Raw genomic sequence first — 13,456 nt, forward strand, 5'->3', positions numbered from 1 at the left:
ATCCCTTACGCCGCTGCGTGGTTGACGGCTTTTTTAGTATTCACCGCTAGAGACTCACGTTCTGCTTGTTCAGCAACAAGTCCAATCCCTTGTTTCTCTAAGATGGTACGAATCGTTTCTGCTTGAGAGCTTAAGATATTGTGAGCCAGCAATAGAGGCATTGCTGCGACTAGACCCAATACGGTTGTCACCAGTGCCATAGAAATACCTCCCGCCATGACTTTAGGATCACCATTACCAAATTGAGTGATCACTTGGAAAGTCTCAATCATTCCCGTAACGGTACCGAGCAATCCAAGCATCGGTGCTAAGGCAGCAAAAAGCTTCAGCATCGACAGTCCTTTTTCTAAACCAGCTTGCTCATCAACCACCGCCTCAAGTAAACGCAGTTCTAGTGCTTCCACACTGCGATTTTGCTCTTTGTCATAAACCGATAACACTCGGCCTAATGGGTTATTACTGTTTGGCTCAGATTGCTTAAGTTGTTGTTGAATACGTTGTCGAGCTATCACTAATACAATGCCTCGATAAACCGCAATTCCTAAACCAATCGCGAGTAATACCAAGATGATATTACCGATCACGCCACCAGCATCAAGGCGTTGCTTCAATGTTGGAGTTAACGCAAGCTGTTCAAATAGAAGACCTTGTGAAGGATCTAATACCAGCGATTGCATGTCTCCTTGTTTAAGATCGGTTAATGAAGAGAAACGCGCACCTTGAGCAGGCTGCTGTTGATAAGCTACCGCGTCTTGACGGCGATTATTCCAACTGACATAACCTTGCTCAGTGACTAAAGCCATCGCACCAAGTCGAACCGCATCCACTTGTTGCGTTCTGCCTTCACCATCAATAAAAGCAATCGTATTCGTGCTGATTTCGCCACTGGCAATCACTTGCTCTTGCATTGCCTGCCATAAACCAATCAGTTGCTTCATCGAAGGTAATGATTGAGCCGCAACAATCTGATCAACCACAGGAGCATAGTATTGACGATCAACACCCGTTACAGAATCACTTAGTGTCGCTTGTAACTCTTTTCCATTTTGTCTAACGACGCCAAATATCTCACCTAAACTGCCCGTTTCTAAACGCAGCTTTTCTTCTAGACGAGCAAGGCTATTTTCATTTTGGCTAAAACGGGTAGACAATTTATCGGCTTCTGCTTGTAAGCGATCTCTTTGCGCTATCAGAGCCTTTCTTTCATCGCGTAATTGCTGTTCCGTTTTTTGAAATGTTGCTTCACGCTGGACATTATGACTGCGTTGTACTCGACTCTCATTTTGTGTCTGTTCGGTCAAACCGCTACTTGCATGAACTGGGTGAAGTAATAGTAGGCTTAAACTCAATGCAGCAAGGCTATGCTTAGTGATCATTATTTTGCCTCCGCAGGAGTAAGAGAAACCGGTAGATAAAGCAGCGTTGGTGCGATTTGCTGATAAGCCAATTGATAGGCGGTATCAATATCCCCTTTCGATTTAATCGATAATGCTTGCCACTGCCCTTGCTTTTGGTCCCAAGACCAATAGCGTGAACCATTACGATTGCGAGCCAATAATGAAACTCGGCCAACGTAAAGAATGTCCGCCTCAATCGTGTCTTTATCGGCTAAGGTGATTTGATCTTGGTAAACCCCCAATTTCGTGCCGTAATCCATCTCGATTTGATACGCTTCAAGAATTCGGCGATATTTCTCAGCATCACTCACATCAGAACGTGGCATTAACTCTTTTAATCGCTCGAGACGCTCTTGGCGAGCGGAAAGACGCAAGGGTTTATCTTCACTGATTAAAATATCTAAGCCATCGATCATTTGATACATCAAAGGCACAATCCCCTGACGAGTTTGATGCACTTCAATAATCTGCTCATCTAGGCTTGCCATTTCATTTTCCTGGCTAGCCACTAGTGAGAGTAAATGATCACGATAAATAGTTAGGTTTTTCACTTCTTCATTTAATCGCTCGATGTCCGCTTGAAGAGATAAAGTCGCTTCAGCACTTTTATCGACTTTTTGTTGGCTCACCGCTGATGCGTGATTGGTGTTTTTTTGGATTGTCTTTGCATCATCCAGCACACTGGCATGAGCGGATAACACGCTAAGCGCTGAAAATAGAATGAGGCTTGGTTTGGTTAAATTCATCGTTGTCATCAATTACCACATGAGAATAGTGATATGTTATTGATAAAGGCTCTCATTATCAACTGTATTTTCAATTAAAATCAGCGCTAGACGCGATAACTCGTGTAAACAATGTAAAGCGTTCTATCGATAGTAGAGATAATACTCATGGGAGATAATAAATAACGCCATGCCCATAAGTTAAATAGAGACAAGAAGATAACCAGAATGGAGAAACCAATAAACCCAGTTATACCGCTGCTGCGGCAAATCAGAAGCCGTATGCTGCACGCTCATTGTCGTTACGCGAATAAAAAATAGAGTGCGTTCACTTGATGTGCTGAGTAAAACGCAGAATTTGTTTAGGAATCGCCGCTAAAGGACAAATGGTTTGTACTGCACCAAGGGCAATCGCCTCTTTTGGCATTCCAAAAACGACACAGCTGGCTTCATCTTGCGCGACAGTTAACGCACCATGGTCAAACATCGCTTTTAACCCTCTGGCTCCATCATCGCCCATCCCAGTCATAATGATCCCTAATGCATTGCTTCCGGCCTGTTGAGCGGCGGAACGAAACAACACATCGACGGCCGGTTTATGTCGATTGACTAAAGGACCATCAAACACTTCGACTTTGTATTGAGCGCCACTACGCAACAACTTAGTATGCTTTCCCCCAGGAGCAATCAACGCGACTCCCGGTAGCACTCGATCGCCACTTTTAGCTTCACTAACCGTCATTTGACTCAATGAGTTGAGGCGCTCAGCAAACATTGCAGTAAACTTTTCTGGCATATGTTGGACAATAACGATCCCCGGTGCATGTTTCGGCAAATGAGTTAAAACGTATTCCAAGGCTTGCGTTCCCCCAGTCGAAGTACCAATCACGACGATTTTTTCGCTACTCAGTAATGAATTGATCGGTAATGGGGCTGCTGGCTGAGTCTGAAATTTATGTTCCGTGGATAATGATTTGTCAGAATGAGATGCTGATGCTGAAGCATTGAACAAATTTTTAACTTTTGCCTTAGCGGCTCCTCTAACGGCTTGCAGCACTTGATTGGCACTATCTTCTAAAAAATCTTTTAAACCCATTTTAGGTTTAGTGATAATGGTTACTGCTCCGGCTTGTAACGCTTCTAAGGTCACTTGAGCGCCTTTTTCGGTCAGCGTTGAACAGATAATGACTGGCGTTGGTCGCTCGGCCATGATTTTCTTCAAGAAGGTAATGCCATCCATACGCGGCATTTCAACGTCTAAAATGATCACATCGGGCCAATTTTTTTCCATGCGTTTCATGGCAAATAGAGGATCCGCAGCGGCGGGAAGTAGCTCGATATCCGGTTGATCGACTAATATTTGACTGAGCACCTGCCTTACAACTGCTGAATCATCAACAATCAGAACTTGTATTTTATTATTTATCATTAACCTTACCTATCGAGGTAAAAGAGCCATAGCAATAATTGACGCTGATTTATTGTTCACTGCCATCATGCTGATTATTATAGCTTTTGATAAATCGATGGACGGATGAGCTTTAATGGCGCTTTAATCGACTGCAACGTCTCTGCATGACCAATGAGTAGATATCCCCCCGGATTGAGCTGCCGCTGAATATTATCGATCACTTTTTGCTTAGACGCTGCGTCAAAGTAGATCATCACGTTACGCAGTAAAATCAGATCAAAATGCCCAAATCGCGCTAAGCTCTCTTGTAGATTGGCTTGCTGAAAAGTGACCCGATCACGTAGAGAACGAATCACTTTGAACGTATTCGCTTTCGCCCCTATTCCCTTACGGCAATATTTTTGTAAATAATGCAATGGAATATTACTACTTCGAGATAGCGGATAAATTCCGCTACTGGCTTGCGATAGAACCCGACTATTGATATCGGTCGCCACTATCTGCCAAGGTCTTGGGTTGTTATCCATTAATAACATCGCCAGAGAGTAAGCTTCTTCACCTGATGAGCTTGCCGCGCTCCAGCAACGCAGTGTTTGGGGATAATAGTTGGGGATCACCTCTTGTTGTATGAACGTAAAGTGTGCCTCTTCACGAAAAAAATACGTTTCATTAGTGGTCAGTAAATCAATCACTACCTGTTGCTCTGCTTTTTTATCGGCATTGTCTGGTGCTAAGGCAAAGAAATCGAAATATGCCTCATAACTTTTCAATCCAAGCTGATGTAAACGAACATTAAGGCGACCAATAACTAACGATTTTTTCGTTACGTTAAGAGAGATCCCCGCTTTTTCATATAACCAGCGTTGATAACGAACGAATGTCTCATCCGATAACTGTGGCTGACACTCTGCATAGACAGATTCAAGAAAAGCCATACTACACCTCTTAGCTCTTACCAAGCTCCTTGGCAACTTTATCAACCATAGCGAGCTCATCAACCGATAGCACTTTATCTTCCGCTAGAATGATGACAAAGTTATCCTGTAACTGAGCCATCGCGCGAATAAAGTCAGTCCGTATCTGGCAACTAAAAGCCGGCGCAGCACGAATATCGCTCATCGGAATATCAATCACCTCTGAAACGCTATCCACCAGCACCCCTAAATCTTGGCGCTGATCATCGGTATCGACTTCAATAATCACAATACAGGTTCGTTTCGTGATCGCGCGAGCCTCAATTTGAAAGCGATGTGCCAAATTAATCACTGGAACCACTTCACCACGTAAGTTGATCACCCCTTGAATGAATTTAGGCATACGAGGGATCGGGGTTACTTTTCCGTATTCGAGGATCTCTTTGACATTAAGTATCGCAAACGCATACATCTCTCCGTTCAACAGAAAAGTTAAATATTGCTGATCGTTGATACTCGTTGCCAAGTTGGGTGTCGCTAACTGTCCCATCATACGATTCTCCTAAAAACGAACATAGTCCGAATCATCATCGTCTTGAGTGACTCTTGATACTTCAGGCGATGCTTTGGCGGAGGGTTGCTGTTTTTTATTCGCCAATTTCACTTGTCGCTCATCGGTCTTAAAGAAGGTCATCAATTGCTGTAACTGCTGAGCTTGGCTACTCATTTCTTCGGACGTGGAGGCTAACTCTTCGGATGCTGATGCACTTTGTTGAGTAACACTGTTGAGCTGTTCCATCGCTTGATTGATTTGTGAGGCCCCCGTGGCTTGTTCCATAGATGCCGCGTTGATTTCTTGTACCAGATCGGCGGTCTTTTGGATCGAAGGGACGATTTCTTCTAACAAACTTCCAGCTTGCTCTGCCAAGGCAACGCTATTTTTCGCTACTTCACCAATCTCTTGCGAAGCCACTTGGCTGCGCTCGGCCAGTTTTCTTACTTCTGCCGCCACAACAGCGAATCCTTTACCGTGGTCACCAGCCCGAGCCGCTTCAATCGCTGCATTTAAAGCCAATAAGTTAGTTTGATAAGCGATATCGTCGATAATACTGATCTTTTCTGCTATTGATTTCATCGCCGCAACCGTCTTACCTACCGCGTTCCCCCCTTCTTGGGCTTCCAAAGCCGCTTTACTGGCTATGCCATTGGTTACTTTGGCATTTTCGGTGTTTTGGGCAATAGAAGCTGACATTTCTTCAATTGAAGAGGTCGTTTCTTCAACACTCGCTGCTTGTTCACTCGCGCCCTGACTTAAGTTTTGCGCCGTCGCTGAAACTTGCTCGGATGCCGAGGCTAATGCATTACTTGCCCCATTCACTTCACCGACAATACTCGATAATTTACGAACCATTTGTTGCATGGAATCAAGCAAACGCCCCATTTCATCTTTACTGGTTGCTTCTAACTTGGTGGTTAAGTTGCCCTTCGCCAACTCTTGAGATAGATGGACCGCTTTTTCTAATGGGCCACAAATCCCTCGAATTAAAGCAATCCCAAAACTGAAAGCCAAAATCAGTCCAACCACTATCGAAGAGATGGATACCAAACGTAGCGTTTCATACAATGTGCTTTCTCTATTATATTCGGCTGCTGCTTCTTGAATTTGCAAGTCAACCAATAGATCCAAAGACTGAGCAACGGGGGGATATAAAGGTCGAACTCTTTCCAATGCTAATGAGGTGGCAGTTGCAATATCGCCCATTCTTAATGCCACCAACGTGGGTTCAATGGCTTGTTCAATGAAAATTTTATTGTCGCGCTGAAACTGATTGACCAACCGAGCTTCTTCCTCGGTTAACGTTGTCGTGATGTATCGAGACCAGATTTGATCAATTACTTTTAAGTTATCTTCTACGTTCTTGACTTGAGCGTTGATATTCTCATCATCGGGATACAACTGAGCAAATGCCATTGCAATTCGATTTTGTAAGAAGCGAACTTTAATGTCATTTAACTGACCAATCGGAATGGTTCGATCAAGATAAACACTTCTCAATCCATCAACCATTTTGCTCATGCCGTATAAGCCAGCCGAACCAACACCGATTAATAACACACCTAACAAACCAATGAGTAGGCTGAGCTTAATTTTTACTGATAGATCCTTAAACATTGCCAGATTCCTTATAGCGGTGACGCGCGTTATGCGCTTAATCTGATACCTTGTGCGCTGTCGATATTAATGAAGCGCAAATTGTTGCGATTCTTGTTGAATCATTTGCTGTGTTAAGCCAGGAATATCTAAAATCAAGGCAATATCCCCATTCCCTAAAATCGTAGAGCCACTGATCCCTTGGATATTCTCAAAAATAGGTCCGAGCGGTTTAATTACGGTCTGCAACTCTCCTAATAATCGGTCAACCACCAATCCGGCCATTTGTCCACCAGTTTGAACTACAACCACATTTTGCCGACGAGGTGCTTGCTTGTTTAAGTTGAACTGTTTGCGTAAATCAATCAGTGGTAAAACGCTGCCACGCAAATTAAGGTGGCTGCTGACTTTTATCCCTTGCTTAGTCACTGGATGATGAAGTTCAACGCATTCTTTAACAGCATCAAGAGGAACGACAAACTCTTCATCGCCGACTTCAATTAAAAATCCATCGATGATCGCCAGAGTCAATGGCAAAATTAGTCGAACTGTGGTGCCTATCGATAGCTCACTTTCTATCTCGACTCGACCACGTAATTCATTGATGTTTCGACGGACCACATCCATACCAACCCCTCGTCCCGAGAGATTAGAAACCTCTTGCGCCATAGAAAAACCCGGTTCAAAAATCAATTGATACATCTCATCTCGGCTTAATACCGTATGCTCATCTATCAGACCTTTTTCGATGGCTTTTAAGCGCAGTTTTTCAGCATCAAGTCCTTTGCCATCATCAGTAATCTCCAAAACAATATTGCCTGAGTCATGATAGGCATTTAAGGTGATCAGCCCATCACGACTTTTGCCTTCTTCTCGCCTTTTGTCCGGCATTTCAATACCATGATCCATCGCATTACGGATCAGGTGCATCAGCGGGTCACCGATTTTCTCGACCACTGATTTATCAAGCTCGGTATCTCCGCCGTGAATATCAAGCTGGATCTCTTTACCTAACTCTTTGGCAACATCGCGTACGACCCGTTGAAAACGGATAAACGTATTACCAATCGGTACCATTCTTAACTTTAATGCCGCATCTCTGACTTCTTCTAATAAGCCATTGAGCCGAGAAACCGATTCTTGCATTGCGCTATCAGCATGACTGCTGGCTTGTAAAGCGCATCCAGCCCCAGCGGTCACCAATTCACCAATCAAGTTAATTAACGTATCAAGCTTTTCTGCATCAACACGTAAGCTTTTTTGTTCCCGATTGACGGCTTCATTCGCCGCTGGTTTTGCCACGGCAACGTCCGATTTAACCGGCTTAGTCTGAGTGATGGATTGAGCGGGGTCTTCTTGCACTTCAATCGGTGACTCAGCGTCAATCAACGGCTCAGACATGAGATCCAGTTGTAAGCCACAGGCTTGAAAATGCTCAAGGTTGTGCATACCTTTCTGTTGTAATTCATCAAGTAAGGCTGGAGTACACTGATTGGTAGAAAATAAATACACCTCACCTTCGTCCCGAATAAATTCGAAAACCGCTAAAACTTCCTCATCTTGAGCATCACTACTGAGCGCTATCTGCCAACTCAAGTAACAATTTTCCGCGTCAAAATCTGCCCACTCTTGAGGTAAGCCACTGTCATCGAAAATAATCTGTTCGATTTGGCCTAATTTGGCTAAATAAGCAAAAAAGGACAGCGGATCCATCCCATCTTGTAAAGCACTTTGCGGAAACTTTACCCATAGAAAACGCTGAGCATCCACCGTAGCCAGTGGGTTATCTTCGATCGGTGCTTCACTGATTTTCACGTCTGGTTGATCGCCAAGAAACGCGTTTAATTGTTCAATCAGTGTTTCACTGATTTTCTGGTTATCCGCGTGATGCTGCTGTTCAAATTGTGCTTCATCGAGCAAAGTTAACATATGATCACGACAGCGAAATAACAGGCTGATCACTTCATCGGTCAAGACCAATTGCTCTGAGCGTAACTGGTCAAGTAGGTTTTCCACTTTATGTGTAAAGTGAACAATCGCATCGAGATTAAAAATGCCCGCCGAGCCTTTAACCGTATGTGCAGCACGGAAGATAGCATTGAGTCTCTCGTTTAAATCTTGATGATTACCCGCTTCAAGCTCGAGTAAATCTAGCTCCATACCTTCTAACAATTCACGGCTTTCGGTGTAGTAAGTTTCAAGTGCAGCCAACAGCATCGGATCCATGTTTATACTCCTATTCGCGCATTACGTATTGGGCTGCAATGCCAAATTGTGGTTAAGGGCATTAACCCCTAATTTAGCCATCACTTGGATAAACAAAGGATTTTCTACCAGTAACAAACATTGCTGCTGTTGCTCTCGTTTCGCTTTATTGACCATCACCAATAATTGAATCGCGCTGGTATCTAGATCAGTGATGCGTGTAGCATCAATCAATAAATCAATCGGCTTCATAACCCATGGCGTCAAAAACTCATACATTTCCTGCGCTTGATAAATCGTTAACTCGCCGGATAACTCAATTTTGACGTGTTGATCGTTTTCTTCGAGGATCTGCATACCTTATCTCCTAGGCTGGCATCAGTTTATTCACCGCTGCCAACATTTGATCAGGCACGAAAGGCTTAACCACCCAAGCCTTCGCGCCGGCTAAACGGCCTTGATCTTTTTTCGAAGCTTCTGATTCCGTGGTCAACATGATCACGGGCGTGAATTTGGTCGCAGGTTGTTTTTTCAGTTCTTTTAGTAAGGTCAATCCATCCATGTTGGGCATATTGACATCGCTGATCACCAAGTGGACTTTAACGCCTTGAATTTTTCTTAGCGCATCAGCACCATCAATGGCTTCAATCGTTTGGTAACCTGCGCCTTTTAGAGCAAGGCTAACAACTTGGCGAATTGCTGCAGAATCATCAACAACCAAAATCGTTTTACTCATCTTCAAACCTCCTGCTTATGGTTTGCTGTTCGTTAAAAAAAGGTAATGTCAGATTGCACTTCCGGTTTACTACCATGAGTAGATTTTTTACCCGTATGAACTTGATGCTGCTCAATCATGGTGTAACTACTCTTCATTTTATCGAGCCATTTTTGCGGCGATAATTGTCCGACAATCGGATGATTTCTATCTTGTTGCACTAAGGTAATAGCATCGCCTAACTCGGTTAAATTACGAGTAATTTGCTCTAAAATTTGGCTCACCCTGTCTTGGAATTGAAGGCGGATGATCACGTGTGTCACCGTCTCTTTAACTTGTTGGGCATCTTCAGTGAGCCCTTGAGCTTGTTCATCTAACGTTTGTACTATGTGTTGAAAATGGTTGATAACTTCATCAATACATTGCTCGGTATTGTTCATTTGCTCGGTTTCATCTTTGTTGACCTGTTCAACCATTTCACAGGCTTTCTCGATGGCAGCATTAACGCTATTCACTTGCTCTGTCATCTTGCTGGCGGTTTCTCTTGATTGTTGAGATAAACCACGCACTTCATCGGCAACCACGGCAAAACCTCTTCCGGCTTCCCCAGCTCGCGCGGACTCAATCGCGGCATTGAGGGCTAATAAATTGGTTTTATCTGCGATACCAACCACTTCTCCAGCCATTTTTTTCAGTGATGTGGTGTATTTCATTAATTCACGCATCTCACTCAATACTTGCTGTCTTAGTGTTTGCCCAGCTCGTAATGCATCCACCGCGTTGTTGAGCATGCTACGACATTGATGAATTTCTTCGGTTACCGATTGCTCTTTACCGTGACTGTTCACCCCAGTGAGAGATAAGGTATGACTGAGCCGTTCCACCAGTTGAGAAAACTGCTGGCTCAACTCTGAAACTGAATCGGTTAAATGTTGATTAGCGGAATCAATATGGCGAGCCCATACAGGCAATGATTCGAGAAACAAAGGTTCTAATGAATGATAAGACTCTAATTGAGACTCCTGTGAGGCCGAGAGATGCTCAATTTGTTTTTTTTGCTGTTTGACGGTCTGAATGTACGATTCATAATTCCAAGCGACGTAACTCAGACTAGCCATTGAGGCTAATACCAACAACGCGCTGATGTACAGAGGTAAACTCGAATAGATCACAACCATGCCCGATAACACTAGGGCAGGCATGAATAGAGGAACAAGCCTGAGCGCTAACATATGTGCAGTTATCCTATGCCGAACTAACGTAAAATTATGATTATTATTAGATGACTTATTCGTTAGCGCTAATCCATTAACACTAAAAAGCACTTGGGCGCATAACAAAATTAAGCTCAATTAAAAAGTAGCAGTCAGATATCAACTACGCAAATAATGGAATCGAATAATGGAATCGATTTAACAGTATCAACTCCGATGAGTAGATAATGTTATCCACTACGACTGAAATATGGTTGGTAAAGCTCGTAAGATAGGCGTCCGTGTTCTGAAAATAAGATTAAGGCTTAATCAGTCATCAACGAGGGAAAAAATGAGCCAATGGGGTAAACAGAAAACGTTTAAGCTTAATTTTAACGACTCGCCAATGAGTGGCAGGCGTTGTCGGTGTCGTGTCCATTAAATGTTGATAGGCATGCTCATTAAGTATGGCTTCACCACCATGAGCCAGTAATAAACGTTGCGGATTGAGTTCATATACCCGTGCAACCGAACGACGATACTGTTTAGGATAAAAAATAGGAAAGGGAGAAATCAGCTGTTTTTTCACTTCGACGATCAAATCGGCGACGTACAAAATACTTTGCTGTGGATGAAAGAGAGAAATATCTCTATCGGTGTGTCCTGTCGTTTCTAATACTTGCCATTCAGAAAAACCGGGGATCGCTTCACCATCGGCCAATTGGTGATCCGCAGATAATTTACGCGGAAACCATAAACGACGCCTTGGTTTACCCAAGCGCTTTGCCATCCAATGCGCCAAAGCTAAATCAGCCCAAAACATCACAATCCCTAGCCCACCTTGATACCAATGACCCATTTGCGCACCAGAGACTATCTTACAGCCGGTTTGACGCCGCAATAGATGTGCACCACCAGCATGATCAGGATGCATATGAGTGACCACCACCACTTTAAGATCGGTAACGGAGCGGTGCAGTTGATCAACGATATAACTCAGTATCAAAGGCACATCGGCGCGACATCCTCCGTCCAATAGCATCAGCTTATCGGGATAATCAACCAAATATAAATTTTGGATATGGCCGCGAAGGGTATGAATTCTCACAAAGTTTCTAACTGGTCGGTCCTGAAGAAAATAGAACTAACCATACCACCACAAGAAACAATAAAGAAACAAAAAACCAACAAAAATGTTAACTCTGGCGCATTACAAAAAACAAACCATCACAAAATCAAAGTGAAATGAACATTACATTAAATTGAAATATTTGACCGCCACCCTATCCAGCGAACGACTATTTTCACTCCAATTGAATATTAATAAGGGAAATACAATGCATAAGCTATGGCTAGCAGGTCTGATGGCAACCACTTTTTCTGGGTACACTCTAGCGGCAACCGAAATCACTTGGTGGCATGCGATGGGAGGACAACTAGGAGAATCGGTCAACCAACTCGCGGCAGATTTTAATGCTGCACAAAAGGACTATACCATCACCCCTATCTACAAAGGGGACTATACCGAAACGTTAACCGCAGGCATTGCTGCATTTCGTGCAGGTCAATCACCGCATATTCTCCAAGTGTTTGATGCCGGAGCTGCAACCATAATGAATGTCCCTGGTGTGGCAAAACCAGTGCAAGATATTCTTATCAATGCCGGTTATTCATTTAATGCTCAAGATTATCTATCTGGCGTGCGTAACTTTTATGCAGATAACCAAGGAAAGATGGTCGGTATGCCCTTCAACAGTTCCACTCCCGTTCTTTATTACAACAAAGATATTTTAAATAAAGTTGGAGCAACGGCACCACAAACGTATGAACAACTTGAAGTCTTAGCCGAAAAACTAAAAGCAAAAGGTTACGTTACTTTTTCACAATCGCATACGCCATGGATTATGTTTGAAAACTTCAAATCTCGTCATAACTTACCGCTCTCTGATCAGCACAATGGTTATGCCTCTCTTTCATCACAACTGATGTTTAATTCGCAAGATATGCTGATGCATTTCAATAAGCTTAAAGAATGGTCAGATAAGGGCTACTTCAAATATTACGGAAGTAACTGGGATGCCAACCAAACGCCTTTTGAACGCCAAGAAGTGGCGATGTGGATGGGCTCATCGGGATCCTTCGGTGGACTGCGCGATAGAGTCCCGTTTGAGTTAGGTACTACCTACTTACCACATTGGGAAAAATTAAACGCTCAGGGCACTCATACCTTTATTGGCGGCGCAGCTCTGTTTGCTTTAAGTGGTCATACTAAAGAAGAAGAAAATGCCGTCGCAGCTTTCTTTACTTATCTTACTCAGCCTGAAGTACAGATGAATTGGCACACATCGACCGGCTATGTACCAGTAACGAATGCCGCTTATAACCTAACCAAAGCCTCTGGATATTATCAAACCTATCCCGATGCTGAAGTAGGCGTAAAACAGTTAAGTCTACCTTCCGGCGAATGGACACAAGGTTATCGCTTAGGTTTCTACCCACAAATACGTGAAGTCATGCACCGCGAGTTCGACAATATTTTTGCTGGACGCTCGTCGGTGGAAAATAGCCTCAAACGAGTCGAAGACGAAAGTAAAAATCTCCTGCAACGTTTTGCTCGTACTGTGCAGTAACGTTTGTCATTACAACAGGCTTAAGACTAACGGCTTCGTTGTTTGAGTCTCGCTCATTGAATGGTATGGCGAAGATAGCCGTACCATTCAGTACCATTTTTTATGATTGGAAAT

At 43.5% G+C, this 13,456-nt stretch carries 12 protein-coding genes; 1 reads left to right on the plus strand and 11 read right to left on the minus strand.

Annotated elements, in window-relative coordinates; translation table 11 throughout:
• Nucleotides 1-5 precede the first annotated feature (5 nt).
• The 11 genes from BSR11_RS03805 to BSR11_RS03855 all read right to left on the minus strand — a co-directional run bounded on the left by BSR11_RS03805 (nt 6) and on the right by BSR11_RS03855 (nt 11,820).
• Complete coding sequence (locus BSR11_RS03805) at nt 6-1,376, minus strand: MotA/TolQ/ExbB proton channel family protein (protein WP_072669151.1); 1,371 nt, start codon at nt 1,374-1,376, stop codon at nt 6-8.
• Entirely contained in the window at nt 1,376-2,143 is a 768-nt protein-coding gene (locus tag BSR11_RS03810; protein WP_072669152.1) for a DUF3450 domain-containing protein, read from the minus strand. Before BSR11_RS03810 ends, BSR11_RS03805 begins: the two co-directional genes overlap by 1 nt.
• 307 nt (nt 2,144-2,450) lie before the next feature.
• Nucleotides 2,451-3,551: a protein-glutamate methylesterase/protein-glutamine glutaminase gene (locus tag BSR11_RS03815; protein ID WP_072669153.1), complete on the minus strand. Its 1,101-nt coding sequence runs from the start codon at nt 3,549-3,551 to the stop codon at nt 2,451-2,453.
• Nucleotides 3,552-3,628: 77 nt separating this feature from the next.
• Entirely contained in the window at nt 3,629-4,468 is an 840-nt protein-coding gene (locus BSR11_RS03820) for a CheR family methyltransferase (protein WP_072669154.1), read from the minus strand.
• Nucleotides 4,469-4,478: 10 nt separating this feature from the next.
• Nucleotides 4,479-5,000 (minus strand): chemotaxis protein CheW, encoded by a 522-nt coding sequence (locus BSR11_RS03825; RefSeq protein ID WP_110166926.1) that lies wholly within the window; start codon nt 4,998-5,000, stop codon nt 4,479-4,481.
• A 9-nt stretch (nt 5,001-5,009) separates the two neighbouring features.
• Nucleotides 5,010-6,620 (minus strand): methyl-accepting chemotaxis protein, encoded by a 1,611-nt coding sequence (locus tag BSR11_RS03830; RefSeq protein ID WP_072669155.1) that lies wholly within the window; start codon nt 6,618-6,620, stop codon nt 5,010-5,012.
• 66 nt (nt 6,621-6,686) lie between these two features.
• Complete coding sequence (locus tag BSR11_RS03835) at nt 6,687-8,825, minus strand: chemotaxis protein CheA (RefSeq protein ID WP_072669156.1); 2,139 nt, start codon at nt 8,823-8,825, stop codon at nt 6,687-6,689.
• 21 nt (nt 8,826-8,846) lie between these two features.
• Nucleotides 8,847-9,161 (minus strand): STAS domain-containing protein, encoded by a 315-nt coding sequence (locus BSR11_RS03840; RefSeq protein WP_072669157.1) that lies wholly within the window; start codon nt 9,159-9,161, stop codon nt 8,847-8,849.
• A gap of 10 nt (nt 9,162-9,171) precedes the next feature.
• Nucleotides 9,172-9,540: a response regulator gene (locus BSR11_RS03845; protein ID WP_004395227.1), complete on the minus strand. Its 369-nt coding sequence runs from the start codon at nt 9,538-9,540 to the stop codon at nt 9,172-9,174.
• A gap of 32 nt (nt 9,541-9,572) precedes the next feature.
• A complete protein-coding gene (locus tag BSR11_RS03850) occupies nt 9,573-10,751 on the minus strand; it encodes a methyl-accepting chemotaxis protein (RefSeq protein WP_072669158.1) in 1,179 nt (392 codons plus the stop codon).
• A 298-nt stretch (nt 10,752-11,049) separates the two neighbouring features.
• The gene (locus tag BSR11_RS03855) at nt 11,050-11,820 is read right to left on the minus strand and encodes an MBL fold metallo-hydrolase (RefSeq protein WP_072669159.1); all 771 of its coding nucleotides are present in this window, start codon (nt 11,818-11,820) and stop codon (nt 11,050-11,052) included.
• Between the two features lie 229 nt (nt 11,821-12,049).
• On the opposite strand from BSR11_RS03855, the gene BSR11_RS03860 reads away from it, so the two are divergent.
• Nucleotides 12,050-13,342: an extracellular solute-binding protein gene (locus tag BSR11_RS03860; RefSeq protein WP_072669160.1), complete on the plus strand. Its 1,293-nt coding sequence runs from the start codon at nt 12,050-12,052 to the stop codon at nt 13,340-13,342.
• The last annotated feature ends 114 nt before the right edge of the window (nt 13,343-13,456 follow it).

Source organism: Vibrio injensis (assembly GCF_001895205.1).
GTDB classification, from domain to species: domain Bacteria; phylum Pseudomonadota; class Gammaproteobacteria; order Enterobacterales; family Vibrionaceae; genus Vibrio; species Vibrio injensis.

Coding starts and splice junctions, on each gene's coding strand:
- BSR11_RS03805 (WP_072669151.1), bottom strand. CDS start 1,376: ATGATCACTAAGCATAGCCTTGCTGCATTGAGTTTAAGCCTACTATTA.
- BSR11_RS03810 (WP_072669152.1), bottom strand. CDS start 2,143: ATGAATTTAACCAAACCAAGCCTCATTCTATTTTCAGCGCTTAGCGTG.
- BSR11_RS03815 (WP_072669153.1), bottom strand. CDS start 3,551: ATGATAAATAATAAAATACAAGTTCTGATTGTTGATGATTCAGCAGTT.
- BSR11_RS03820 (WP_072669154.1), bottom strand. CDS start 4,468: ATGGCTTTTCTTGAATCTGTCTATGCAGAGTGTCAGCCACAGTTATCG.
- BSR11_RS03825 (WP_110166926.1), bottom strand. CDS start 5,000: ATGATGGGACAGTTAGCGACACCCAACTTGGCAACGAGTATCAACGAT.
- BSR11_RS03830 (WP_072669155.1), bottom strand. CDS start 6,620: ATGTTTAAGGATCTATCAGTAAAAATTAAGCTCAGCCTACTCATTGGT.
- BSR11_RS03835 (WP_072669156.1), bottom strand. CDS start 8,825: ATGGATCCGATGCTGTTGGCTGCACTTGAAACTTACTACACCGAAAGC.
- BSR11_RS03840 (WP_072669157.1), bottom strand. CDS start 9,161: ATGCAGATCCTCGAAGAAAACGATCAACACGTCAAAATTGAGTTATCC.
- BSR11_RS03845 (WP_004395227.1), bottom strand. CDS start 9,540: ATGAGTAAAACGATTTTGGTTGTTGATGATTCTGCAGCAATTCGCCAA.
- BSR11_RS03850 (WP_072669158.1), bottom strand. CDS start 10,751: ATGTTAGCGCTCAGGCTTGTTCCTCTATTCATGCCTGCCCTAGTGTTA.
- BSR11_RS03860 (WP_072669160.1), top strand. CDS start 12,050: ATGCATAAGCTATGGCTAGCAGGTCTGATGGCAACCACTTTTTCTGGG.